Consider the following 25325-nt stretch of genomic DNA (forward strand, 5'->3'; position numbering starts at 1 on the left):
TCATGCAGCGAACAGTTTTCACCGACGAGCACGAAGCGTTCCGTAAAACGGTGCGCGCGTTCGTCGAGTCGCGGGTCGTTCCCGTGTACGACCAGTGGTACGAGGCGGGCATCGTGCCGCGCGAGTTCTACCGTGAGCTGGCCGAGCTGGGTGTGTTCGGAATCGAGGTGCCCGAGGAATACGGTGGCGCCGGTATCGATTCGTTCAAGTTCCAGGCCGTCCTGCTCGAGGAAACGGCCCGTGCGGGTGTGTCTTTCGGTGGGTCCGGTGTGCACGTGGGGCTGTGCCTGCCCTATCTGAAGAACCTCGCCACCGAGGCACAGAAGCAATGCTGGCTGCCGGGTTTCGTGTCGGGCGAGATCATGTTCGCCATCGCCATGACCGAGCCGGGCACCGGCTCCGACCTCGCCGGAATGCGCACGACCGCCCAGTTGTCCGAGGACGGTACGCATTATGTGCTCAACGGCGCGAAGACGTTCATCACCGGCGGAGTACACGCCGATCGCGTGATCGTCTGCGCGCGCACCGCGCCGCCCTCGGATACCGATCGCAGACACGGGATCTCGCTGTTCGCGGTCGACACGACCTCGCCGGGATACGCGGTCGGGCGCAAGCTGGACAAGCTCGGGCTGAAGGTGTCCGATACGGCGGAACTGTCCTTCACCGATGTGCGGGTGCCGGTGTCGGATCTGCTGGGTGAGCCGCACCAGGGTTTCGATTATCTGGGGCAGAATCTGCCCCAGGAACGGCTGTCGATCGCGCTCGGTGCCTACGCGCAGGCGAAGGCGGCGATCCGGTTCGCCGTCGAATACACCAGGGACCGCATGGTTTTCGGTCAGCCGGTGGCGCAGTTCCAGAACACCAAGTTCGAGCTGGCCGCCTGCCAGGCCGAGGTCGACGCGGCCGAAGCGGTGGTGGACCGGGCCCTCGAAGCGCTCGACAGCGGTGAGCTCACCCCCGCCGACGCCGCGTCGGCCAAGCTGTTCTGCACCGAGGTGGCCTCGCGGGTGATCGACCGCTGCCTGCAACTGCACGGCGGCTACGGCTACATCACCGAATACCCGGTGGCGCGCTTGTACGCCGACAACCGGGTGAACCGGATCTACGGCGGCACGAGTGAGGTGATGAAGATGATCATCGCCAAGAACATGGGTTTGTGATGGCCCCCGCGTACCTGGTCGACGGTGTGCGAACTCCCTTCGGCCGCTACGGTGGCGCACTGGCCGAGGTGCGGCCCGACGACCTGGCCGCCCATGTGATTTCTGCCCTGGTGCGACGGTTACCGGCGGTGGACTGGGTTGCCGTCGACGATGTGGTCGTCGGCTGCGCCAATCAGGCGGCCGGTCCCGGTCGCGCGGCGGAGAGGCGAACCGGTCGTCGTCGAGCGCGACGAGCATCCGCGCGAGACCAGCGCCGACAAGCTCGCCGCCCTGCCACCGGTGGTGGCGGGCGGGTCGATCACCGCGGGCAACTCCTCGGGCGTCAACGACGGTGCCGCGGCGGTCCTGCTCGCCTCCGAAGCCGCCGTACACCGCTACGGTCTCACCCCGCTCGCCCGGGTAGGTGCGGTCGCGGCGGCGGGCGTGCCGCCGCGCACGATGGGCATCGGTCCGGTTGCAGCGGTCGGCAAGCTACTCGGCCGAACGGGTCTCGGCATCGGTGACATCGACGTGGTCGAGCTCAACGAGGCCTTCGCCGCGCAGGTGCTCGCAGTGGTGCGGGCGCTCGGTCTGCCCGACGACGCCGAGCACGTCAACCCGACCGGCGGGGCGATCGCCCTCGGCCATCCGCTCGGCGCCGGCGGCGCCCGGTTGGCACTCACCGCGGCGTTCGAACTGGCCGAACGCGACGCGCACTACGCGATCGCCACCCTGTGCGTCGGCGTGGGCCAAGGTCTGGTTGTCCACCTGCACCGGTGACCGGCCTGTACAACGGCCGAACCTCGCGCCATCCGGATCGCGCCCGCGACACGCCCGCACCGGACGAAACGTCCCGGTCGTCACGCGCAGCTGCCCGACCCGGGTGACACCGGCTGCCTGAGCGGCCTCGATATCGGCCGCCGTCGTGCGACTCGACGTCCGCACCCGCCATCCATGAAGGTCCCGACCGGGTCGGAGTCGATCTCTCGCCCGTCACCGCCAACCATGTCCGCTCGCACCAGCGGGTTCGGACAACACCTCGCCGACGCCGTCGAACCCAGGAGCACCCGTGAACGCCACCCTCTCCCTGGCGAGCATCCTCGCCGAACCCGCACGCCGCCGCCCCGAGCACCTCGCCCTGATCGAGGGCGAACACCGCATCACCTTCGCCGATCTGTGGCGACAAGCCCGCGCGCAGGCCGCCGCGCTGATCGCGCGTGGTGTGAAACCCGGGGACCGGGTGGCGCTGCTGTGCCCGAACACCGCCGACTTCCCACGTGCCTACTTCGCTGTGTTGGCCGCAGGTGCGACGGTGGTGCCGGTGCATCTGCTGCTCACCGCGCCGGAGATGGAATACGTCCTGCGCGACAGCGGCGCCCGCCTGCTGATCTGCCACCCGATGGTCGCGCAGACCGGCGGTGAGGCCGCGCGGGCCGCTGGAATCGAGGTGGTGGCGCCGCAAGACCTTGTCGGCGAACCGATCCCGAACTTCGTCGCGCGTGGGCCGCTCGACACGGCCGTGGTGTTCTACACCAGCGGCACCACCGGCACCCCCAAGGGTGCCGAGCTGAGCCATCTCAACATGGTGATGTGCGCGACGGTGAACACCTTCGACGCCAACGAGATCCACCGCGACGACATCGCCCTCGGCGCCTTGCCGCTGTTCCATGTGTTCGGGCAGACCGTGTCGATGAACTCGCACTGGCGCGTCGGCGGCACCCTGGTGCTGATGCCGAGATTCGACGCGGCGCAGGCGATCGCGTTGATGACGGCCGAACGGGTCAACCTCTTCCACGGGGTGCCGACCATGTACCTGTCGCTGATCGAGGCCGCCGCGACCGCGACCGGGCTCCCCGCGCTGAAGCTCTGTGTCAGCGGCGGTGCCGCACTGCCGGTGTCCGTGCTCGAGGAGTTCGAACGGCTCTTCCTGGCACCGGTGCTCGAAGGGTACGGCCTGTCGGAGACCTCACCGACGGCCGCGGTGAACCAGCCGGTGTACGGCACCGAGGCAGGCACCGTCGGGCACCCGGTATGGGGTGTCGACGTGGAGATCGCCGACCCGGACATCGCCGATCGCATCGAGCTGCTGCCGGTCGGCGAGGTCGGGGAAGTGGTGGTGCGCGGGCACAACGTGTTCAACGGCTACACCGGCAAGCCGGAGGCGACCGCTGCCGCCGTGATCGACGGCTGGTTCCGCACCGGCGACCTCGGCACGCGCGACGAGACCGGCCGGATCCGCATCGTCGACCGGATCAAGGAGATGATCCTGCGCGGTGGTTTCAATGTGTACCCGACGGAGGTCGAGGCAGCGTTGACGCGGCATCCACGCATCGCCCAGGCGGCGGTCATCGGGGTGCCCGACGAGCACTACGGCGAGGAGATCGTCGCCGTGGTCGTCCCCGACGGCGCGGTGAGCGAGCAGGAGGTGATCGAATTCGCCAGATCCCGGGTCGCCAAGTACAAATACCCGCGTCGGGTCGAGTTCGTCACCGAACTCCCGCTCGGGCCGACGCACAAAGTGCTCAAGCGGGAATTGCGACAGCGCTTCGGTTCCGGGGAACAATAGTTGCCATGACGTGTCGGCGCGATCACACAGGGTCCCTTCTGTTTTCGTGGTGAGATCCGCGCCGGTGGTCGCTGACCTGGCAAACCGGTGGCGAGAAGCCGCTCGTCGTGCCACGCTCGGAGGGCAGGTACTTCTCGCCATCGATGCAGGAGGCAGGGATGAAGCTGGCCGCCGTCACGATCGACTGTCCCGACCCGGATGCGCTCGCCGAGTTCTACACGCGGGCCACCGGGTTCGAGCGCAGCCCCGACTCCGATCCCGAGTACATCGAGCTGACCGGACCGAACGGAGTCTCACTCGGCTTCGAGCGCGTCGCCGACTACCGCCCACCGCAGTGGCCGGGACAGCAGACACCGCAGCAGTGCCACCTCGATTTCGCGGTCCCGAACCTCGACGAAGGCGAGGCCCGGCTGCTGACGCTCGGCGCCACCAGAGCCGAGGTGCAACCGGCACCGGATCGGTGGCGTGTCCTCATCGACCCGGCGGGGCACCCGTTCTGCTTGGTCATCGGCGGCGCCTGAGGTCCGTCGGCGGAATCGTGCGCCGACGCGCGAGCCCATGCCCTCGACCATTACCCTCTATCGGGTGGCGATATCCAAGGTCGAGCGGCTGATGAATCTGGTCATCGCGCTGCTGTCGACCCGGCAGTTCCTGAGTGCGGAACGTATCCGTGACAGCGTGGCCGGTTACGAGGAGTCCGCGACGGACGAGGCCTTCAGTCGGATGTTCGAGCGCGACAAGAACGAACTACGCGATCTGGGCATCCCGCTGGAAGTGGGCCCGGTGGGACGTTTCTCGACACTCGAGGGTTACCGGATCAATCGCGACGCCTACGAACTGCCCGATATCGACCTGTCCAGCGAAGAGGCCGCGGCCGTCGCGGTCGCCGTGCAGATGTGGGCCTCGCCGGAACTGGCCGGTGCCGCCGAGGGGGCGTTGCTGAAGTTGCGGGCGGCGGGGGTCACCGTGGAGACCGACAACGTCGGTGTCTCGGTGCCCGCCGTGCCCGCCCGGACCCGTGGTTCCGAACCGGTGCTGCGCGAACTGCTCGCCGCCATCGACGCGGGACAGGCAGTGCGGTTCGGGCATCACAGCGCCGTCACCGACCCGTTCGTCACCCGCGATGTCGAACCGTGGGGCGTGGTGACCCGCCACGGCCGCTGGTACCTGGTCGGCCACGACCGGGAACGCGACGCGGTGCGCACGTTCCGGCTCTCCCGGATCGGCGGTGAGGTGAAGGCGTACGGGCCCGTCAACGCGGTGCACAAACCGGCCGACGCCGACCTGCGCGCCATCGTCGACCGGGTCACCGGCGACGCGCCCGTCACCGGGACCGCCACCGTGTGGGTCGCCAAGGGTCGCGGCCGCGAACTGCGCCGCATCGGCACCGAGGTCGACACCCGTGACCTGGGCGGACGCCCCGGCGAGGTGCTCGAGGTTCCGGTGCGCTCGCGCGACTGGGTGGCCCGGCTCATCACCGGACTCGGCCCCGACGTGCTCGTCCTCGATCCACCGGAACTGCGCGCCGACGTGATGAACCGGCTACGGTCGGTGCTGGACCACACGGAGGTGACATCGTGAGTTCGCGGCTGTCCCTACGACTTTCGCGCCTGCTGAACATGGTGCCGTATCTGCTCGCGCACCCTGGTATCAGCGCCGCCGAGGCCGCGGCCGAGCTCGGCGTCACCACCAAGCAGCTGATGAGCGATCTCAACCAGCTGTGGATGTGCGGGCTGCCCGGCTACGGTCCCGGCGACCTCATCGACCTGTCGTTCTCCGAGGAGAGCATCGAGGTCACCTTCTCGGCGGGTATCGAACGTCCGCTGCGGCTGACCTCCACCGAGGCCACCGCCCTGTTGGTGGCGTTGCGCTCGATCGTCGAGATGCCGGGCATGGTCGACCCGACCGCCGCGCACGCCGCGATCGCCAAGATCGAATCCGCCATCGCGGGAAGCGGAGATGTGTCCCGCGCGCCCGTGCGGGTGCCCGTCGAACGTCCGGTCGTGGCCACCGTGCGCGCCGCCCTCGCCGACGCGCACGCCCTGCGCCTGGTGTACTACTCGGCCAGTCGCGACGAGGTCTCCGAACGCGTCGTCGACCCCATTCGGGTGGTGCTCGTCGACAACAACAGCTACCTGCAGGCCTGGTGCCGTCAGGCCGAAGGTGTTCGGCTGTTCCGGTTCGACCGCATCGAGGACGCCACCGAACTGGACGAACGGGCACACCCGCCGAGCCATGCCGCCGCCGACGCCGCCGCGCTCGACCTGTTCCAGGACGATCCCGACGTACCCCTGGCCCGTCTCCGCATCCGCGCGGACTACGCCTGGGTGCTCGACCAGTACCCGATGCACCGCATCCGCTCGCGCGAGGACGGCAGTATCGAGGCGGGTATGCGGTTCGCCTCACCCGACTGGATGGCGCGGTTGCTGCTCGGATTCGGCACCGGGGTGAGCGTGCTCGGACCGCCCGAGCTGGTGACGGCGGTGCGGGAGCGCGCCGACGCCGCCCTGGCCGCCTACGCGGCGGCCGGACTGGTGGGGGAGACCGAACCCGCGTGAGTCAGCGAGTCCTCGTCCTCGGCGCGGGTAGCGTCGGGGTCTTCGTCGGTGGTCAGTTGGCCGCGGCGGGCATGGAAGTCATCTTCGTCGGACGTCAGCGTGTGCTCGACGACATCGCCGAGCACGGTCTGCGCCTGACCGACCTCGACGGCGGCGCCACCGAGGTGGGCCCCGACCGGTTCGGGCTGGCCCTGGCGCCCGACGAACCCGAACGCGCCGACCTGGTCCTGGTCACCGTGAAGTCCGCCGACACCGCTGCCGCCGCGCGCGCCGTCGCGGGACGATTACGCCCCGGCACCCCGGTGGTGAGCCTGCAGAACGGCATCGGCAACGACACCGTCATCCGCGAGATCCTGCCGACCAGTGTGGTGCTGGCCGCAATGGTGATGTTCAACGTGGTGTACCGGGGTGAGGGCCGGTTCCACCGGGCCAGTGACGGCGTTCTGGCCATCCAGGACGACCCGGTCGTCGATCGTTTCGCCGCCCGGTTCCGCGACGCCGGGCTGCCGCTGCGTCGCCACCGCGACCTGCGGCCCGTGCAGTGGGCCAAACTCCTGCTCAACCTCAACAACCCGATCAACGCGCTCTCGGGCAAGCCGCTGCGCGAGGAACTGTCGGACCGGGACTACCGGCGCTGCCTCGCCCTCACCCAGTCCGAAGCCCTCGCGGTGATGAACACTGCGCGAATTCGGCCCGCTCAGCTCACCCCCGTGCCGCCGGAGTTGATGGTGCACCTGCTGCGCGTTCCCGACCCGCTGTTCCGGCGGGTGTTCGGTCGCGTGCTCGCCATCGACCCGGTGGCGCGCTCATCGATGGCCGACGACCTGGCCAGGGGAAAGCGCACCGAAATCGCTTGGCTGTGTGGGGAAATCGTGCGCCTCGGGGAGATGGTCGGGCGGTCGACCCCGGTCAACCGCAGGCTCGTCGAACTGATCCGAGCCGCCGAAGCCGGTGACGACCGACGCTTCACCGGCAGTCGACTGTTCGCCGAACTGACCGCCGCCGCCCGTGCCGTTGCCCGTTGAACGGGTGGCGAACACCTCCACGGCCTCGGGTCCGCGAACGTCCGGGCACAGGTAGCATCGGTAATCACCACAGTCTTTGGAGGTAACTGATCATGGGAACGTTCAGCTGGTCGCACCTGCTGATCATCGCGCTGCTGTTCGTCCTGCTCTTCGGTGCGAAGCGGCTGCCGGACGCGGCGCGCGGTCTCGGCCGGTCGCTGCGGATCTTCAAGAGCGAGGTCGGGCAGATGCAGGCCGAGTCCACGGCGTCGACCACCGCGCCCGCCGCCGACCCGGCGCCGCAGCAGCAGCTGCCCGCCTCGGCCCCGCAGGCCCAGGCCACCCCGGCCGCGCAGCCGCAGCCGCAGCACAAGACGCTCTGACTCACCCATCCACCCCGGGGCGGTAGCGGCCGCTCCGGGGCGCTGTGCTGTTTGCCGAGCATCCGCCGATCCGAGGGTTAGAGGCCACACCAACCATGCGCATCCCGTTCGATCCACGGCGCAGCAAGCGCCGGACGAATCCCGACGGCACCATGTCGTTGGTCGAGCACCTGCAGGAGCTGCGCACCCGGTTGCTGCTCGCCCTCGCCGCCATCGCGGTCACCACCCTGCTCGGCTTCTTCTGGTACGCGACGCCGCTCTTCGGTCTCGACAGCCTCGGTGAGATCCTGCGCGGCCCCTACTGTGAGCTGCCCGCCTCCGCCCGCGCCAGCCTCACCCCCGACGGTGCCTGCCGACTCCTCGCGACCGGCCCCTTCGAGCAGTTCATGCTCCGCCTGAAGGTCGGTTTCACCGCGGGCGTCGTGCTGGCCGCGCCGTTCTGGCTGTATCAGCTGTGGGCGTTCATCACCCCCGGCCTCTACGCGAAGGAACGCCGGTACGCCTTCGGGTTCGTCGGTGCGGGTTCGGTGCTGTTCGTCACCGGTGCCGTGCTCGCCTACGTCGTCGTCGCGCACGCCCTGTCGTTCCTGCTCACCATCGGTGACAACGTGCAGATCACCGCGCTCAGCGGTACGCAGTACTTCGGGTTCATCATCCAGCTGCTCATCATCTTCGGTGTCAGCTTCGAGACGCCACTGGTCGTCATCGGACTCAACCTCGTCGGTGTGCTGCCGTACGCGAAGCTCAAGGCGTGGCGACGCGGCATCGTGTTCGGTCTGTTCGTCTTCGCCGCGATCGTCACCCCGCAGGACCCGTTCTCGATGCTGGCGTTGGCGTTGGCGCTGACCGTGCTGTTCGAGCTGGCGGTCCAGTTCGCCCGGTTCAACGACGCGCGCCGGGCCAGGCGGGAGGCGGCCGAGGGATTGGGCGCGCTGTCCGACGACGAGGCATCGCCGCTGGGCACACCCGACCCGGTCGCGCCGAGCGGGCCTGTCGAGGAGGCGGGAAAAACAGAGCGCCCGGTGTCGGACTACTCCGATACGCTCTGAGATGTGACCGATTCTCCCGCGCGGACCAGCGAGTTGGCGCAGTTCGCCAGCGAAATCTCGTTCGACCTCGACCCTTTCCAGCGCACCGCGTGCGAGGCGCTGGAGGAGGGGCACAGCGTCCTGGTCTGCGCGCCGACCGGGGCGGGTAAGACCATCGTCGGCGAGTTCGCCGTTCATCTGGCCCTTGCCTCGGGCGGCAAGTGCTTCTACACCACCCCGATCAAGGCGTTGTCGAACCAGAAGTTCGCCGATCTCACCGCCCGCTACGGCCGCGACAGTGTCGGCCTGCTCACCGGCGACCAGTCCGTCAACCCCGACGCGCCCGTGGTCGTGATGACCACCGAGGTGCTGCGCAACATGCTCTACGCCTCCTCCGACGCGCTGCGTGGACTGTCGTATGTCGTCATGGACGAGGTGCACTACCTGGCCGACCGCTTCCGTGGCGCGGTGTGGGAGGAAGTGATCCTGCATCTGTCGCCGGACGTGCGCCTGGTGAGCTTGTCGGCCACGGTGTCGAACGCCGAGGAGTTCGGCGCGTGGATGGAGACCGTGCGCGGCGACACCGCCGTGGTGGTCGACGAGACACGGCCGGTGCCGCTGTGGCAGCACGTGATGGTCGGCAAACGCATGTTCGACCTGTTCGACACGAAGTCCAGCGACCAGAAGGTCGTCGTCGACGAGGACTTGGTCCGGTTCATCCGTCAGCGTGAGGCCAGCGACCGCATGCACGGCTACGGCGGTCCGCGCGGTCGCGGCGGCCGGGGTAATTTCCGGCCGCTGCCGCGCCCGGAGGTGCTGGCCCGCCTCGACGAGGAAGGTCTGCTGCCCGCCATCACGTTCATCTTCAGCCGGGCGGGCTGTGACGGCGCGCTGGCCCAGTGCCTGCGCGCCCGGCTCGACCTGAGCCGCCCGGGTGATGCCGACGTCATCGACGAGATCGTCGAAAAGCACACCGGTGACCTGCCCAAGGCCGACCTCGAGGTGCTCGGGTACTGGGAGTGGCGTGAGGCGCTGCAACGCGGCCTCGCCGCGCACCACGCGGGCATGCTGCCCGCCTTCCGGCACACGGTGGAGGAACTGTTCGTCAAGGGCCTCGTGCGCGCCGTGTTCGCCACCGAGACCCTGGCGCTCGGCATCAACATGCCCGCCCGCACGGTGGTGCTCGAGCGCCTGGTGAAGTTCAACGGCGAGACGCACGCCGAGCTCACCCCCGGCGAGTACACCCAGCTCACCGGTCGCGCGGGCAGGCGCGGGATCGACGTCGAAGGCCACGCGGTGGTGCTGTGGCAGCCCGAGGTCGACACCAGCGCGGTCGCCGGTCTGGCCTCCACCCGCACCTACCCGCTGCGCAGTTCCTTCCGGCCCGGCTACAACATGTCGATCAATCTGATCGACCGCATGGGTGCCGAAGACGCCCGCAACCTGCTGGAACGATCCTTCGCCCAGTTCCAGGCCGACCGATCGGTGGTCGGGTTGGTGCGCGGTATCGAGAAGAACCAGGGCGCGCTGCGCAAGCTGGAGAGCCAGCTCGGCGGCGTCGACGGTGACTTCATGGAGTACCTGTCGCTGCGGGACCGGATCAAGCAGCGCGAGCGCGACATCCAGCAGCAGGGCCGGGCCGACCGGCGCGGCGCCGCCGTGCGCGCCCTGATCGAGTTGCGGCGCGGTGATGTGGTCGCCATCCCGTCGGGCAAGCGGGCGGGACTCGCGGTGATCCTCGAACCCGATCAGACCCCTGGCGATCCTCGTCCCCTGGTGCTGACCGAAGACCATTGGGCCGGAAGGGTTTCCGCCGCGGACTTCCCGGTGCCCGCCGAAGCACTCGGGCACATGCGATTGCCGCGTCGAGTCGACCACCGCACCGCCCGCATCCGCCGCGACCTCGCGTCGGCGCTGCGCGGTACCGGAATCTCGGCGCCCGGCCGCGGCAGGCGCAGACGCAACGACCACACCCGCGCGGGTGAGGACCGCCAGCTGGCCACCCTGCGCCGGAGCCTGCGCGCCCACCCCGCCCACAGCAGGCCCGATCGTGAACAGCTCAGCCGCATCGGCGAACGCTACGTCCGGCTGGCCCGGGAGACCGAGTCGATGCGCCAGAAGGTTGCCGCGACCACGAATTCGCTCGCGCGTACCTTCGATCGCATTGTCGGGCTGCTCGAGGAACGCGGTTTCGTCGAGCACGGCGAGGTGACACCCGACGGGCGGCGGCTGGCCCGTGTCTACGCCGAAAGCGATCTGGTCGTCGCCGAATGTCTGCGGCAGGGGTTGTGGCGCGGTCTCGGCCCTGCCGAACTGGCCGGAGTGGTGTCCGCGCTGGTGTACGAATCGCGGCAGGAGTCCGGTCTGCTCACCGCACACGGCCCGACCGATCCCATCCGGCGCGCGGTCGCCGCGACCATCGAGGTGTGGGCGCAGCTGCGGTCCGACGAGGCAAGACACAAGCTGCCGCCCACCCGCGAACCCGATCTCGGCTTCGTGAACGGGGTGTACAAGTGGGCGCGCGGTGACGCGTTGGCCGAGGCGTTGCTGGCCAGCGGCGACCAGAGCAGCGTGATGTCGGCGGGCGACTTCGTGCGCTGGTGCAGGCAGGTGATCGATCTGCTCGACCAGATCCACAACACCGCCGACGATCCCGAGATCGCGAGCACCGCGGCCAAGGCCGTGCGTGCCATCCGACGGGGTGTCGTCGCGGTGGACGCCGCGTAGATGTTTCGTCTGTGATTTGATTTCCTGGCGTAGCCGGCCTGGCGCGGGGGGCTACCGTGTGTACAACTATGCGAGTGGAGGCGAGTGGATGAGCGGCCCGTACGGACCGAACGGCCCAGGGGAGGGGAGCAACGATCCCACCCAGCACTGGGGGGGTCAGCAGGGGGCTGGTGGCGCCGGTCCAACCCAACACTGGGGTGGTGCGGCACAGCCGCCCCAGGGCGCACAGCCCACCCAGCAGTGGGGTGACCCCAACGCCGGTCAGCAGCCCCAGCAGCAGTGGGGTCAGCCCCAGCAGCAACCCCAGCAGCAGTGGGGCCAGCCGCAGCAGCCCCAGCAGCAGTGGGGGCAGCCGCAGCCCCAGCAGCCGACCGGCCCGCAGCAGCAGTGGGGTCAGACCCAGCCGCCGCCGCAGGACTGGAACGCTCAGCAGAGCGCGGGCGCCCAGCAGTGGGGCCAGCAGCCCCAGCAGCAGTGGGGTCAGCAGCCGCAGCAGGGCCAGCAGGGTCCCGCCGGTAAGGGCAAGGGCAAAGGCCTGATCATCGGCCTCGTCGTGGCCGGTGTGTTGGTGGTGGCCGCCGTCGTCGGTCTGCTGCTCGTCGTGTTCTCGGCCGACGAACTCGACCAGTCGGCGGTGCAGAACGGCGTCTCCTCCGTGTTGACGGAGTCCTACGGCATCGCCGACGTGTCCGACGTGTCGTGCCCGTCGGGTCAGAAGGTCGAGGTCGACGCGACCTTCACCTGTGACCTGAAGGTCAGCGGTGAGGACAAGAAGGTCACCGTGAAGATCACGAAGGAAGACGGTACCTACGAGGTCGGCCGCCCCAACTAGGCTGTCGTACCGCAGTTCTCAGCCTACCGCCAGGTGGTTTCCGGGCCGCCCGCACACCCTGCGGGCGGTCCGGCGTCGTTCACGCGGTGTGCGCGGCGGTCAGTGCCGTGATCAGGCGGGTGATCGGGCTCTCGGCGTTGTAGGCGGCCGCGAGTTCGCGCAACCGCTCCGGGTCGGCGGGAACCTCGGGCAGGGCGTCGGGTCCCGACAGTTCGACGTCGGCATCATAGACCACCCGGACCACCGGTGCGGCGGCCTTCAGATAGTCCTGTGCGGCAACGAGTTTGGCCCGTACGCCCTTGGCGAGATCGGAAGCGGGATCGTCGACGGCCGCCATCAGGGCGTCGAGGGAGCCGAACCGGGAGATGAGCTGGGCGGCGGATTTGTCGCCGATGCCCGCCACACCCGGCAACCCGTCGGAGGCGTCGCCACGCAAGGTGGCCATATCGGCATAGGCGGGCCCCGCGTTGACCACGGGCACACCGTATTTCGCGGACACCTCGGCGGGCCCGTACAACTCGGCCTTGGCCAGGCCACGCCCCGCATAGAGCACCCGGACCGGCGGTGCCGGGTCGTCGCGGACGAGTTGCAGCAGGTCGCGGTCGCCGCTGACGACCACCACGGGATCGGTGCGTTCGCGGTGGGCGAGAGTGCCGAGGACGTCGTCGGCTTCGAGCCCCTCGGCACCGCCGGTGGCGATCCCGGCCGCGGCGAGCACGTCCAGGATCATCGGCACCTGCGGGGTGAGGGTGTCGGGCACCTCCTCGGCGCCCGGTGCGGCGGTGCTGCTGGTGTCGAGGCGGTGCGCCTTGTACGACGGCACGAGCGCCACCCGGAACGGTGGGCGCCAGTCCAGATCGAGTCCGACGACGAGCCTGCTCGGCCGGTGTTTGGTGATCAGCGAGGCGACCATGTCGGTGAAGCCGCGCACCGCGTTCACCGAGCGGCCGTCGGCGCCGCGCAGTTTGTCGGGGATCGCGTAGTAGGCGCGGAACCACAGGCTGGCGCCGTCGAGGATCAACAGGGGTCCACGGGTGCTCTCGGCAACGGTCACCCGGTGATTGTGCCCTGTGGCTCCGACAGGTGAGCGAGATCGGTGCCGCGTCGGCCGTCGCGCTCGGCGGCTGTTGTGGTGCGTTCGCCCGGGATCGCACGTCGTGCGGGCGAATCTGCGCGTCACGCGGCGCGGCGGGTAACGTCGGAGACTATGAGCGCGCACACGAATGCCAGGTTCGCGGCGGATGTCTACGGTCAGCGGCTCGAGCGGGCGGTGGAGTTGATGCGCGCGGCGCATCTGGACGCCCTGCTCATCACCCCCGGCCCCGACCTGCGGTACCTCGTCGGTTCCGATGCCGAATCGTTCGAACGGCTCACCTGCCTGGTGATCACCGCCGACGGCGCGACCCCGTCGATCATCGTGCCGAAGCTCGAACTCGCCGCGCTCGACGGCTCGGCGGCCGCGGAGTTGGGTCTACGGATCCTCGACTGGGTCGACGGCGTCGACCCGTACCAGCTGGTCCGTTCCACCCTGCACGCCGGTTCCCGCATCGCCGTCGCCGACGCCATGCCCGCCCTGCACCTGATTCCGCTGGCCGAGCAGACCACGGGGCTGCCGTCCTCGGCCACTCCCGTCCTGCGCCGATCGCGGATGATCAAGGACGAGGCCGAGATCGACGCCTTACGCCGTGCGGGCGCCGCGATCGACCGTGTGCACGCCCGGATGGGCGAGTTCTTGCGGGCGGGCCGCACCGAGGCCGAGGTGCATGCCGATATCGAGGCGGCGATTCGCGAGGAGGGGCACACCGAGGCGGAGTTCGTCATCGTCGGTAGCGGCCCGAACGGCGCCATCCCGCACCACCTGTTCTCCGACCGCGTCATCGAACAGGGTGATGTGGTGGTGATCGACATCGGTGGTCCGGTGGCGCCCGGTTACTACTCCGATTCCACCCGCACCTATGTACTCGGCAAGCCGGGCAAGCAGGTCAGCGAGCGGATGGCGTTGCTCGAGGCGGCGCAGGCGGCTGCGGTGGCTGCGGTCCGCCCCGGTGTCACCGCCGAATCCGTCGACGCCGCCGCCCGCACCGTGCTGGCCGACGCGGGCCTCGGCGATGCGTTCGTGCATCGCACCGGGCACGGCATCGGCTTGTCGGTGCACGAGGAGCCCTACATCGTGGCGGGCAACGACCTGGTGCTCGAGCCGGGCATGGCGTTCAGTATCGAACCGGGCATCTACTTCCCGGGGCAATGGGGCGCGCGGATCGAGGACATCGTGGTCGTCACCGAGGACGGCGTGGAGTCCATGAACCAGCGCCCGCACGGCCTCACCGTGCTGTAAGCGGCCACAAGCTATTTGAGCGTGCTCGACGACAGCACCCGGCCCACCTGGATCGCGACGACCACCCGCGTCGGGTTCTCGCGCGGCACCCGGTAGCGCTCGGTGTAGCGGCGAACGGCCTCGGCGACGTCGTCGGCCTCGGTCAGCACGGTGGCCGGTCCTTCGAGGGTGAGCCACCGCGCCCCGTCGACCTGGCTGACCGCCGCGTACCCACCCCGCGCGGCATTACGGGCCTTCACCGACGCGCCATCGGTGATCACCCGTGCGATGCCGCTGTCGGCGTCCCAGGTGAACCCGACGGCGACAACGTGGGGTGTGCCGTTCGCCCGCAGGGTGGTGAGGGTGGCCAGGTGCCGCTCGGCGACGAACGCGAGGGCGGCGGGGGAGAGCTGTGTGGTCGCGGTGGGCATGGATTCGACGCTAGTCCGTCACCACGCGCGCCCGGTCGGCGGGCGCTACACCCAGGCGATCGCGCTTCGTGATCGGGGGACGGCCCGGTGGTGGCGGTGATCCGGGATGACAGACTGGGCGCATGGGTAAGCAGCAGGCGAACCGGGGGCCGGTTCTGGTTTTGGGTGGGCGCAGTGAGATCGGGCTGGAAGTGGCGCGCAGGCTGGCGCCCGATCGGGTGGTGATCCTCGCGGCCCGCCGCTCCGACGCGCTGGCCGCCGAGGTCGACCAGGTGCGCGCGGCCGGGGCGACCGCGGTGCACACGGTCGAATTCGACGCCGACGACACCGCGTCGCACGCCACCCTGCTCGAGAAGATCGCCGCCGAACACGGAGGCATCGCCACGGCCGTCCTGGCTTTCGGTGTGCTCGGCGACCAGGCCCGCGCCGAACAGGACCCCGACCACGCGGTCGCCGTCGTGCACACCGACTACGTCGCCCAGGTGAGCGTCCTGACCACGCTCGCGAATCTGATGCGGGTGCGGGGCAGCGGTCAGATCGTCGTGTTCAGCTCCATCGCGGGCGTGCGGGTGCGGCGCGCGAACTATGTCTACGGTTCGGCCAAGGCGGGCCTGGACGGTTTCGCCAGCGGCCTCGGCGACGCCCTGCACGGCACCGGCGTCCAGTTGCTGCTCGTCCGATCGGGTTTCGTCATCGGCCGCATGACCGAGGGGATGACGCCCGCACCCGCGGCGAGTACTCCCGATCAGGTCGCCGACGGCGTGGTCCGCGCGCTGGGCAAGGGCGTGACCCGCGTCGCGATCCCCGGCCGTCTCGCCGTGGCGTTCTTCGTGATGCGCCTGCTGCCGCAATCGATCTGGCGCCGGATGCCACGGTGACCACCACACTGGTCGCCCAGCATGCCGTCGACGCAGCCGGGGCGGTTGTGCCGATCCCGCTCTCTCCTCGGACGGGGAGGGCGATCCGATGACCGCTGCCGCGAGGTCAGGCGCACCGATCAGGGTGGTCGGTATCGGCGCCGACGGCTGGGCAGGGTTGGGGGAGCGGGTCAAAACCGTCGTCGAGGACAGCGAAGTCGTTTTCGGGTCGCGCAGGCAACTGTCGCTCCTCCCGAACGGCGACTTCGAGCGGGTTCCGTGGCCGACACCTCTGCTGCCCGCCCTACCGGAACTGCTTGCGCGCCACCATGATCGGCGCCTCACGGTGCTCGCGAGCGGCGACCCCATGTTCTACGGCATCGGCGTCACCCTGGCTCGCCTCGTCGGACCCGGCGCCCTCGACGTCTACCCGCAGCCCTCGTCGGCATCGCTTGCCTGCGCCCGGCTCGGCTGGCCCCTGGCCGAGACCCCGGTCGTGAGCGTCGTGGCCCGGCCGCTCGCCACAGTGCTGCCCGAACTGGCCGACCGCCGTCGCCTCCTGGTCCTGAGCGAGAACGAAACCACCCCCGTCGCACTGGCCGAACTGCTGCGCGACAACGGTTTCGGTGCCTCGACGCTGACCGTTCTCGAACAGCTCGGCGGTGAGCGCGAGCGTCTGCTCACCGGCACGGCCGACGACTGGCCGCACCCGCCCGGCGACCCGCTCAACCTCTGTGCCGTCGACTGCGTGGCCGACCCCGACCACCCCCGCCGCACGAGAATGCCCGGCTTGCGCGACGATTCGTTCACCGGCGACGGCCAGCTCACCAAGGCCGAGGTCCGCGCACTCACCGTCACCGCCCTCGCCCCGGCTCCCGGCGAACTGCTGTGGGACGTGGGCGGTGGCTCGGGCACCATCGCGATCGAATGGTGCCGCACCCATCCCGCGTGTCGCGCGGTCACCTATGAACGCCTGCCCGCCCGTCGCGAGCAGATCGCCGCCAACGCGCACGCGCTCGGTGTGCCCGCCGTCGCGGTGCGCGGCGCGTTTCCCGAGGACCTCACCGGCGCCCCGGCACCCGATGCGGTCTTCCTCGGCGGGGGTCTCACCCAGGACGGCGTTTTCGACGCCTGCTGGCAACGCCTGCGGCCGGGTGGGCGGTTGGTGGCCAATGCGGTCACGGCCGAGTCGGAAGCGCTGCTGCTGGCCTGGTGCGGGCGCCACGGTGGCGTCCTGCGCAAATTCCAGATCTACCGTGGCGAGCCGCTCGGCGGGTTCACGGCGTGGCGCCCACAGCTCCCGGTGGCACAGTGGATTGTCGTCAAGCCGTTCGGCAATTCCTGACGAGTCACCTGCCCTCGCATAACGATGTCAGAGGGTGTGCGCCCCGAATTTGCTCCTTTACGCCCGGCGGGTGGCCGCGACTGTTCAGTCCTGGCGTGGCCTCGCACCCCACCGGCCGGACATCGCCCGGCGACACCTCGTGCCCGCCAGGGCATCGAGATGCTGGGCAATCGCCCAGTGCCGCTGCCGGACTCGAAACCGGTGCCGGGCGTGGGAAACGGCGCGGACGGCTGAGGTCGCCGCCGACGGCGAACGTGCTGGTCAACCGTCCATATCCATGCTCGACCGATCACGGACAGATCACGACCAGATCACGGACCATCGGTGAGTGCATCTGCAAGCTCACCCAGAAAGTTATGCACCGAAGGTGTAACACTTCCTCAACGGGGGTATGGTCGGGCGCGGCCCGGGCAAAACTCGGGGCCTCGATTTCGATGGACGGAGTTGTATGCGGTGCACCAGGTCGACCACCCCTGACCGGGACGACGTCAGCGGGCAGTCCTGAGAGTTCTGATCCTCGGCGGTACGGGCGAGGCTCGTGAGCTGGCGAACCTGGCGTGCGGCGAGCGTGGAGTCGACATCGTCTCCTCGCTGGCCGGACGGGTCGCCAACCCGCGATTGCCGGTCGGCCCGGTGCGTATCGGTGGATTCGGTGGTGTCGAGGGCCTCCGAACCTGGCTACGCGAGAACCGGATCGATGCCGTCGTGGATGCCACCCACCCCTTCGCGGCCCAGGTCAGTTCCCATGCGGCGACCGCGGCCGCCGACCTCGGCCTGCCCGCGCTGCACCTGCGCCGCCCCCAGTGGGTGCCGCGCCGGGGCGACCTGTGGACGCGCGTGCCGGATCTGGCCGGTGCCGCCTCCGCCCTGGCCGACCGGGGCGAGAACGTGCTGCTCACCATCGGCCGTCAAGGCGTCGGCGCCTTCACCGGCTGTCGCAGACAGCGTTTTGTCATCCGGTCGATCGACGCGCCGACCGGCCCCCTACCGCCCCGCTACGAACTGCTGCTCGCGCGCGGGCCGTTCACCTTCGACGAGGAGCTGGTGCTGATGTCGCGTCATCGCATCGACGTCCTGGTCACCAAGAACAGCGGCGGCGCGCAGACCGAGGCGAAGATCGCCGCGGCGCGCACCGCGGGCGTGCCGGTCGTCATGATCGAACGCCCACCCCTGCCCGAGGGCGCCGAGGTCGTCGACGAGGTGGGCGCTGCTCTCGACTGGTTGCGGCTCGCGACCGCGCACAGCGTTTCCTGAGCTCAGCGCGGCGGTTGCTCGGCAAAGACGGCGGGCAGCTGGTCGAACCACTCCAGGACCGCACGTTCGTAGGAGATCCCGAATTCGAGGGTTGCGCGCTGATGCGGCGCGAGCGCGCCCGCGTCCTCGTCGAGATAGCGATCGAGTCGGTCCTGGTGGATATTGCGGTTGGCCTTGATGATCCGGTCGCGGTGCGCGGGATCGAGATGCTCGCCGAACGACAGGGTGAGCAGCAGTGGCACCCGGATGGTCTCGGCACCGGGATCGCGCGCGATCCATTCGGCGAACGCCTCCCGCCCGGTCTCGGTGATCCGATAGGGGATGCGCTCGCGCGCGCCCCGCTCACCCTTGGTCACCAGGCCCGCGGTGTCCATCGTGGCGAGTTCGCGGTAGACCTGGCTCTGGGTGATGGTCCAGAAATCGCCGATGCGTTGCTGGGCCAGGGTCGCCAGGTCCCAGCCCGACATCGGACCCTCGTGCAGGAACCCCAGCAGCGAGGCCGCGGTGGAGTTCAGTGGGCGGCGTCGAGTCGCGGTGTCGGTCAACGGTCAACTCCCTTCGAACTACATTCCTATGTGGAATGTTAGGCCAGGGTGGAGGTCGCGCCAAAACGGCCCGTGTCGCGGCGTGTCGTGCTCAGGCGTGCTCGTAGCGGCGCGCGGTGAAAACGCGGGTCCCCTCCGGCGTGTCGAAAGCCGTGGTGGTGGAGGCGCCGATGATGAGCAAGGTGCGCATGTCGACCTCGTCGGGGTTCAGTTCCGCCAGCGTCACCACCCGCACCGACTCGGTCGGGCCGCCGACATCGCGACCGAGTACCACCGGGGTTTCCGGGTCGCGGTGGACGAGCAGGATCTCGCGCATGGCGCCCACCTGCCAGCGCCGCTGGGAGGAGGCCGGGTTGTAGATCGCGATGGCCATGTCCGCCGCCGCGACGGCCGAAAGTCGTTGCGCCACGACCTCCCACGGTTTGAGCCGGTCGGAGAGCGAGATCATCGCGTAGTCGTGGCCGAGCGGCGCACCGACCCGGCTTGCCACCGCGTTGGCCGCGGTGAGCCCGGGCAGTACCCGCACCGGTACGTCCTTGAACTGCGGTTCGGCCGAAACCTCGAGCACGGCCGCCGCCATCGCGAACACGCCGGGATCGCCGGAGGAGACGACGGCCACCCGCGCGCCCCGCTTGGCCAGGTCGAGTGCCATCGCGGCGCGCTCGGACTCGACCTTGTTGTCGCTGGCGTGCCTGCGCTGACCGGCCCGCTCGGGGACGCGGTCGATGTAGGTGGTGTAGCCGACGAGATCGGTCGCCTCGTCCAGCGCGGCGGTGACCTCCGGTGTGGTCCAGTCGGCCGCGCCGGGCCCGAGGCCGACAACGACGACTTCGCCTGCTGCGCTCACCGATTCGACGCGTGGACTAGTTTCGGTCCGCAGGGCGAGCGCATCGTGGTGTTCGGTGCCTTCTGCCGTACTCGGCGTGGCGAGGAGCGGGCTGCCGAGGGTGGGTACCTGGGTGTCGGCAGCAGCCGCCGTAGTGCGTTGCCCGGCGACGGTCGCCGCCTCCGACGTGTACGTCGGCGCGCCGCGGTGCTTGGCGCCGACGAGGGACGCGACCCCGGTGGTCGGGGTTGGCCCGGGAACCAGCGTGATCGAGAAGTACGGCACATCGGCCTCGTCGACATCGGCGGCCGCGAGCACCCGCTGACGGGTGCTGCTCGCCCGTTCGACGTAGTAGGCGTCGTCGAGGCGACCGGCGTCCGCGAGCGCCTGCCGCACGCCGGGGAAGGTGCGCCCCAGCTTCATGATCGCGGCCGCGTCGGTCTCGCGCAGCCGCGCGGTGAGTTCGTCGACGGGCATCGTGCCGGGCAGCACCGTGAGTACCTGTTCGCCTTCCACCAGCGGAGTACCGAGTGCGGCCGAGGCCGCGCTCACCGAGGTGATGCCGGGGACGATCTCGGCGCGGAACCGGTCGGCCAGGCGGCGGTGCATGTGCATGTACGACGAGTAGAACAGCGGGTCACCGGCCGCGAGCAGGGCGACATCGCGACCGGCGGCGAGGTGAGCGGCCAGCCGGGCGGCGGCCTGCTCGTAGAACTCGTCGATCGCGCCCTGGTACCCGCCGGGGTGGTCGGTGGTCTCGGTGGTCACCGGGTAGACGAGGTGCTCTTCGATCTGGCCGGGCCGCATGTACGGCTCGGCGATCCCCCGGGAGATGCTGCGCCCGTGTCTGGCGCTGTGGAAGGCCACCACGTCGGCCGCGCCGATGAGCCGGGCCGCTTTCACCGTCACCAGCTCGGGATCGCCGGGGCCGAGGCCGATGCCCCAGAGTGTGCCGCTCATTCCTGTTCGCTCGCAATCGCGTTGAGCGCCGACGCGGTGATGGCACTGCCGCCCCGCCTGCCGCGCACGGTGAGATATTCGATGCCGCCGAAGTCGATCAGCGCCTGCTTGGATTCGGCCGCGCCGATGAAACCGACGGGGATGCCGATGATCGCGGCGGGTCGCGGTGCGCCCGCGTCGAGCATGTCGAGCAGGTGGAACAGCGCGGTCGGGGCGTTGCCGACGGCGACCACCGCGCCGTCGAGTTCGGCGCGCAGCAGTTCGAGCGCGGCGACCGAACGGGTGTTGCCCATGTTCGCGGCCAGCTCGGGCACCCGGGGGTCGGAGAGGTTGCACAGCACCGGGTTGTCGGCGGGTAGCCGCTTGCGGGTGACGCCCGAGGCGACCATGTTGGCGTCGCAGATGATCGGTTTGCCCGCCCGCAGCGCGGCGCGCGCGGCGGCGACCACACCCGTGGTGTAGGCGATGTCGTCCGCCAGGTCGACCTGTCCGCACCCGTGGATCATCCGCACCACCACGCGCTCGACATCGGCGGGGAAACCGGCGAGGTCGGCTTCGGCGCGGATGGTCGCGAACGAGCGCCGATAGATCTCGGCCCCGTCGGTGAGGTAGCTGGTGCGCACGTCGGACATGCGCACAACCCTAGAACCTGGCCGCGACGTGGTGTTCGGCGCGGTCGGCTCAGGTGCGTGGGCGCTCGAGGATGCGCGACATCACCAGCGAACTCCTGGTGCGCCCGACGCGCGCGTTCTCCCTGATCCGTTCCACGGTCACCTCGATCTCGGCCATGTCGGTGGCCATCACGTGCACCAGCGCGTCGGCCTCGCCCGCGATGGTGCACACTCCGACGACCTGCGGAATCGGTTCCAGGGTTCGGCGCAGTTCGGCGGGGGAGATGTTGTCGCGGTAGTACACCTCCACGTACGCCTCGGTGGTCCAGCCGAGCGCGGCCGGATTGACCAGGGCGGTGAACCCGGTGATCTGCCCGCCCGCCACCATCTTGTCCACCCGCCGCTTCACCGCGGGCGCCGACAAACCGACGGTCGTGCCGATCTCGCCGAAGGTGGCGCGAGCGTTCTTCAGCAGGGCGGCGAGGATGCGGCGGTCGATATCGTCCATGGAAGTCCTCTCACGCAAGAAATCGCCATCATCCCATCGATACGCGCAATGAATCGGTGTTACCCGCGCAACGTCACGACATTTACCGTCGGGATGTCGATTCGCGCCGCGCAGCCACCGGGAGTCCTGATGACCGCCGTCCTTCCCCTTCCCTCCTCGACCCCGGCGCGGGTGGCCACCCCGCGCCGCTTCGTCATGTGCCGACCCGACCACTTCGAAGTCACCTACGCGATCAATCCCTGGATGGACCCGGCGGCGCCGGTGGACCGGGCGCGGGCGCTGTCGCAGTGGGAGATCCTGCGCGCGCTGCTCGAGCAGTACGGGCATTCGGTCGAGACGGTCCCGGGTGAGCCGGGCCTGCCCGACATGGTGTTCGCCGCCAACAGCGCGATCGTGATCGGTGGACGCGCGTTGTCGGCGCGTTTCGCCCATCCCGAGCGGCAACCGGAGGGCCCGGCGTTTCACCGCTGGTTCGCGGCGCGCGAGTTACGTGAACTGGCGGTGGCGGCCGAAACCAACGAGGGCGAGGGTGATTTCGCGTTCGCGGGGGATCGGATCCTGGCCGGTCGGGGCTTCCGCTGCACCGAACCGGCCCATGTGGAGGTCGCACGGTTCTTCGGCCTGCCGGTACTGTCCCTGGAGCTGATCGACCCCCGCTTCTATCACCTCGACACCGCGCTGATGTGCCTCGACGCCACCACCGTCGCCTACTACCCGGGTGCGTTCGGCCCCGTTGCCCGCGCGGCCCTGGCCGCCCACTATCCCGACGCGATCCTGGCCACCGAGGCCGACGCGCTGTCGTTCGGCCTCAACGGAGTCAGCGACGGCCGCCACGTCTTCCTCGACCCGGGTGCGACCGAGCTGATCGCGGCCCTGCGTGAGCGGGGTTTCGTGCCGGTGCAGGTCGACATGTCGGAGCTGCGCAAAGGTGGTGGCGGCGTGAAGTGCTGCGTCCTCGAACTGCACACGCCGAGGTCCTGAACGGGCCGGGGAGCGGTGAGCTCCCCGGCCCGCCCCGGTCACTCGAATTCGGTACCGCCGTCGCGCAGCAGGTACCCGTCGGAGACGATCTTGCCGATCGCCCGTCCGCCGAGCACGGGCGAGTACCGTTCGCTCGCGGCACGCACCACGAGGCCTTCACGGATATTGCGACCCGATCCGCTCACGGTCTCGGCACCCTCGGCCAGCTTCAGCAGCAACTCCGCGTCGTAGGGTCCTTCGTAGAGCACCGGTACGCGGGGCACACCGAGATCGAGTTGGCCGAGCAGCGCACCGATTTCGGCGTGGTCGAGCCACCGCACGGGCGCCCCCGCCCGCTCGACCGCGATGTCGAACAGCGCGAAACCCAGTGTGTCGTCGTGTGCGGCCGACGCGCCGTAGTGCAGGTCCTGCACGCCCGCCCCGAACACCTCGCCGAAGAGCCCGACTCGCTCCGCGTCGAGCGCCACGGTGAGCGCGCGGGCCGCCGCGTCGAGTCGATGGGCGCACACCGCCCGCCAGTACAGATTGTCCTCGGCGCGGATGAGTGCCTGCGACCTGCCACCGATCCCCTTGGACGACACCAGGACCCGGTCCTCGGCACGCAGGTGGGTGAGCAGGAAGGCGGTGCCGTGGATCTTCTCCGTCGCCACCACCGGCTCGCCCTCGGTGAAGATTTCGGGGAACCGCTTGATGTTCTCCACATCGATCCAGGGCAGCAGATCGGGTGCGGGTTGCACCTGTCCCGACATCGACACCGGTACCGGCGGAACCCATTTGGTCACCCCGAGCTCGGCGGCGAAATCGGTGCGCGCCTCGGCCGCGGCTGCCAGATCGGTCTCGGCCAGCGCGCTGGGCGTGCACACGATGCCCTGGGACACCTCCCCGCGCAAGCGCACCGCCTTCACCCGATTGCGGTGCGAGCCCGCCAATTTGCCGGTGAGGCCCAGCTCGGCGATCAGCGGGTCGGGCACGATCGCCTGTTCCGGGATGTACACGGCGTGGTCGCCGGTGACGAACTGGCCCTTGGCGACAACGGCCCGGTACAGCCCGACCTGGGCCAGCTCCAGCCGATCGGCGTTCGGGTGTGGCAGGACGACGAGCCGCTCGGCCGTCACTCGCAGTGTGGACATGGGAACCCCCTCGTTTCGAGGAGGCCAGCGTAGGGTCGCCCCGCTCGGAGCGTCGAACGGTTTTCGCACGCGCGCCGCCGCGACACGGCTCGGTCGGTGACACGCTCACATCACCGTGCGGCCACATACTTGGCGGGTGGCAAACTCCGAGCACACCACCGAGGAGCGGCGCGCCAGCTGGACCGAACTCTTCTTCGACCTGGTCGCCGTCGCGGGTATCGGTCAGCTGACCCACCTGCTGCATCGCGGTCCCTCGCTCGGTGAGTTCGGCCTGTATGTGGTCCTCTACCTCGCGTTCTGGGTCGTGTGGGCGTGTGTCACCGTGTACAGCAACGTGGCCGGTGAGCAGGCAAGAACCACGATGGTGTTCGGTTGCATGTTCGGCCTGTGCGTGATGATGGCCGCGGTCGACGGTCTGCCCGGCGAACACGCGGCGGTGTTCGCCGGAATCTACGTGCTGGTGCGGATCGTGTCGGGGATGGTGTGGCGGCGTGGGCAGGTGGTGGTCGACTGGCCGATCGCCCAGATCGGCGCGGGCACCGTGCCCTGGGTGGTGTCGCTGTGGGTGCCCGCGCCGTGGAAGTTCGTGCTCTGGGCGGTGGGGCTCGCGATCGACCTGTGGATCATGTTCGCCGTCGACGGCGAGCGCAGGATGGTCGACGCCGAACGTCGGATGCGGGCCCGGCTACGCCGAGGCCGTGCGCCCCGGGGGCACCCGCGCTTCACCCCACCGAAACTGCAAGCGCTGCATGCTGATTCGCCACACCTGGGTGAGCGGCTCGGTCAATTCCTGATCATCGTGCTCGGGGAAGGTGTGATCTCGGTGATCGCGGCGGTGTCCACCGAGGACTGGACGGTGCCTGTCGCGGTGATCGGTGTCTGCGCGTTCCTGTCGCTGCTGGCGATGTGGGCGCTGACGCTGCGATTCGGGTTCGTGCCACGCATGATGGAGCAGACGGACGCTGCCTCGCCCCTACCGCTGCCGCGGCTGATGGCGATGCATTGCACGCTCAGCGCGGCGGTGGCCACTGTGGCCGCCGGGCTCGGGCTGGTAGCTGCCCACCCATCCGGGCATCTCCCGGTCGGTGTCGGCTGGGTGCTCTGTGGTGGCGCGGCGGCGTACTTCCTGGTCTGTGGACTGGGTGGCGCGGTCGGCGCGGGCTTTCGTTGGTTGTTGCGCTGGCCGCTGCCGTGTTTCCTCGCAGCCCTCGGACTGGCTGCGGCGTCACCGCACCTCGGCGGGTTGTGGACGGTGGTCGGTGTGACCGTCGTGCTGATCGCCTCGGTGGTGTCGGAGACGACGCGAATGCGGAGCAGGTGAGCACG

The 25325-nt window shown here is 69.6% G+C and carries 24 protein-coding genes and 1 pseudogene; 18 read left to right on the forward strand and 7 right to left on the reverse strand.

All coding sequences use genetic code 11. From position 1 onward, the window contains the following. Positions 1-2 precede the first annotated feature (2 nt). The 12 genes and pseudogenes from NC7_RS10320 to NC7_RS10370 all read left to right on the forward strand — a co-directional run bounded on the left by NC7_RS10320 (position 3) and on the right by NC7_RS10370 (position 12237). Positions 3-1160, forward strand: coding sequence for an acyl-CoA dehydrogenase family protein (locus NC7_RS10320; RefSeq protein ID WP_067981369.1), 1158 nt, complete (start codon positions 3-5; stop codon positions 1158-1160). Then, positions 1160-1280: pseudogene (locus NC7_RS30405) on the forward strand (3-oxoadipyl-CoA thiolase); the annotation flags it as partial. The gene NC7_RS10320 and the pseudogene NC7_RS30405, both read left to right, overlap by 1 nt. An 18-nt stretch (positions 1281-1298) precedes the next feature. Next, positions 1299-1919 (forward strand): thiolase family protein, encoded by a 621-nt coding sequence (locus NC7_RS10325; RefSeq protein ID WP_307613593.1) that lies wholly within the window; start codon positions 1299-1301, stop codon positions 1917-1919. Between the two features lie 289 nt (positions 1920-2208). Continuing rightward, positions 2209-3705, forward strand: a complete 1497-nt coding sequence (locus NC7_RS10330) for a long-chain-fatty-acid--CoA ligase (RefSeq protein WP_067981371.1) — start codon at positions 2209-2211, stop codon at positions 3703-3705. Between the two features lie 158 nt (positions 3706-3863). Next, a complete protein-coding gene (locus tag NC7_RS10335) occupies positions 3864-4226 on the forward strand; it encodes a VOC family protein (protein WP_067981372.1) in 363 nt (120 codons plus the stop codon). A gap of 64 nt (positions 4227-4290) precedes the next feature. Further along, entirely contained in the window at positions 4291-5286 is a 996-nt protein-coding gene (locus NC7_RS10340; RefSeq protein ID WP_084458309.1) for a helix-turn-helix transcriptional regulator, read from the forward strand. After that, positions 5283-6263 carry a helix-turn-helix transcriptional regulator gene (locus NC7_RS10345; protein ID WP_067981373.1) on the forward strand — a complete coding sequence of 327 codons (981 nt, stop codon included), beginning with the start codon at positions 5283-5285 and terminating at the stop codon, positions 6261-6263. Before NC7_RS10340 ends, NC7_RS10345 begins: the two co-directional genes overlap by 4 nt. After that, positions 6260-7288: a 2-dehydropantoate 2-reductase gene (locus tag NC7_RS10350; RefSeq protein ID WP_067981374.1), complete on the forward strand. Its 1029-nt coding sequence runs from the start codon at positions 6260-6262 to the stop codon at positions 7286-7288. Before NC7_RS10345 ends, NC7_RS10350 begins: the two co-directional genes overlap by 4 nt. A 92-nt stretch (positions 7289-7380) precedes the next feature. Further along, a complete protein-coding gene (gene tatA, locus NC7_RS10355) occupies positions 7381-7650 on the forward strand; it encodes a Sec-independent protein translocase subunit TatA (protein WP_067981375.1) in 270 nt (89 codons plus the stop codon). Between the two features lie 95 nt (positions 7651-7745). Further along, positions 7746-8699 (forward strand): twin-arginine translocase subunit TatC, encoded by a 954-nt coding sequence (gene tatC / locus NC7_RS10360; RefSeq protein WP_067981376.1) that lies wholly within the window; start codon positions 7746-7748, stop codon positions 8697-8699. Positions 8700-8702: 3 nt separating this feature from the next. Next, positions 8703-11405: a DEAD/DEAH box helicase gene (locus tag NC7_RS10365; RefSeq protein ID WP_067981377.1), complete on the forward strand. Its 2703-nt coding sequence runs from the start codon at positions 8703-8705 to the stop codon at positions 11403-11405. Positions 11406-11493: 88 nt separating this feature from the next. Further along, positions 11494-12237, forward strand: coding sequence for a DUF4333 domain-containing protein (locus NC7_RS10370; RefSeq protein ID WP_067981424.1), 744 nt, complete (start codon positions 11494-11496; stop codon positions 12235-12237). A 79-nt stretch (positions 12238-12316) separates the two neighbouring features. On the opposite strand, the gene NC7_RS10375 is transcribed toward NC7_RS10370, so the two are convergent. Next, the gene (locus NC7_RS10375) at positions 12317-13291 is read right to left on the reverse strand and encodes a 5'-3' exonuclease (RefSeq protein WP_067981378.1); all 975 of its coding nucleotides are present in this window, start codon (positions 13289-13291) and stop codon (positions 12317-12319) included. Between the two features lie 153 nt (positions 13292-13444). Here NC7_RS10375 and NC7_RS10380 point away from each other — a divergent pair, with 153 nt between their 5' ends. Next, entirely contained in the window at positions 13445-14572 is a 1128-nt protein-coding gene (locus NC7_RS10380; protein WP_067981379.1) for a M24 family metallopeptidase, read from the forward strand. Positions 14573-14583: 11 nt separating this feature from the next. Here NC7_RS10380 and NC7_RS10385 read toward each other — a convergent pair whose 3' ends face one another. Next, positions 14584-14982: a PPOX class F420-dependent oxidoreductase gene (locus NC7_RS10385; RefSeq protein ID WP_067981380.1), complete on the reverse strand. Its 399-nt coding sequence runs from the start codon at positions 14980-14982 to the stop codon at positions 14584-14586. A gap of 122 nt (positions 14983-15104) precedes the next feature. On the opposite strand from NC7_RS10385, the gene dprE2 reads away from it, so the two are divergent. From dprE2 to NC7_RS10400, 3 genes are all read left to right on the forward strand, one after another. Then, entirely contained in the window at positions 15105-15860 is a 756-nt protein-coding gene (dprE2, locus tag NC7_RS10390) for a decaprenylphospho-beta-D-erythro-pentofuranosid-2-ulose 2-reductase (protein WP_067981381.1), read from the forward strand. Positions 15861-15948: 88 nt separating this feature from the next. Beyond that, complete coding sequence (locus NC7_RS10395; protein WP_067981382.1) at positions 15949-17184, forward strand: bifunctional cobalt-precorrin-7 (C(5))-methyltransferase/cobalt-precorrin-6B (C(15))-methyltransferase; 1236 nt, start codon at positions 15949-15951, stop codon at positions 17182-17184. A gap of 501 nt (positions 17185-17685) precedes the next feature. Next, positions 17686-18438, forward strand: coding sequence for a cobalt-precorrin-6A reductase (locus tag NC7_RS10400; RefSeq protein ID WP_067981383.1), 753 nt, complete (start codon positions 17686-17688; stop codon positions 18436-18438). Between the two features lie 2 nt (positions 18439-18440). Here the strand turns inward: NC7_RS10400 and NC7_RS10405 are convergent, their stop codons facing one another. The 4 genes from NC7_RS10405 to NC7_RS10420 form a co-directional block, all read right to left on the reverse strand. Then, positions 18441-18983, reverse strand: coding sequence for a PadR family transcriptional regulator (locus NC7_RS10405; RefSeq protein WP_067981384.1), 543 nt, complete (start codon positions 18981-18983; stop codon positions 18441-18443). Between the two features lie 91 nt (positions 18984-19074). Continuing rightward, positions 19075-20769: a precorrin-3B C(17)-methyltransferase gene (gene cobJ, locus NC7_RS10410; RefSeq protein WP_067981385.1), complete on the reverse strand. Its 1695-nt coding sequence runs from the start codon at positions 20767-20769 to the stop codon at positions 19075-19077. Next, a complete protein-coding gene (locus NC7_RS10415; RefSeq protein ID WP_067981386.1) occupies positions 20766-21401 on the reverse strand; it encodes a precorrin-8X methylmutase in 636 nt (211 codons plus the stop codon). Before NC7_RS10415 ends, cobJ begins: the two co-directional genes overlap by 4 nt. A gap of 49 nt (positions 21402-21450) precedes the next feature. After that, a complete protein-coding gene (locus NC7_RS10420; protein ID WP_067981387.1) occupies positions 21451-21888 on the reverse strand; it encodes an Lrp/AsnC family transcriptional regulator in 438 nt (145 codons plus the stop codon). Between the two features lie 129 nt (positions 21889-22017). Here NC7_RS10420 and ddaH point away from each other — a divergent pair, with 129 nt between their 5' ends. Further along, the gene (gene ddaH / locus NC7_RS10425; protein ID WP_067981388.1) at positions 22018-22869 is read left to right on the forward strand and encodes a dimethylargininase; all 852 of its coding nucleotides are present in this window, start codon (positions 22018-22020) and stop codon (positions 22867-22869) included. Between the two features lie 38 nt (positions 22870-22907). Here the strand turns inward: ddaH and NC7_RS10430 are convergent, their stop codons facing one another. After that, positions 22908-23999 (reverse strand): RNA ligase (ATP), encoded by a 1092-nt coding sequence (locus NC7_RS10430; protein WP_067981389.1) that lies wholly within the window; start codon positions 23997-23999, stop codon positions 22908-22910. 136 nt (positions 24000-24135) lie between these two features. Here NC7_RS10430 and NC7_RS10435 point away from each other — a divergent pair, with 136 nt between their 5' ends. Continuing rightward, positions 24136-25320 (forward strand): low temperature requirement protein A, encoded by a 1185-nt coding sequence (locus tag NC7_RS10435; RefSeq protein WP_067981390.1) that lies wholly within the window; start codon positions 24136-24138, stop codon positions 25318-25320. Positions 25321-25325 lie beyond the last annotated feature (5 nt).

Origin of the sequence: Nocardia caishijiensis NBRC 108228, assembly GCF_001612825.1 — a bacterium.
GTDB lineage: Bacteria > Actinomycetota > Actinomycetes > Mycobacteriales > Mycobacteriaceae > Nocardia > Nocardia caishijiensis.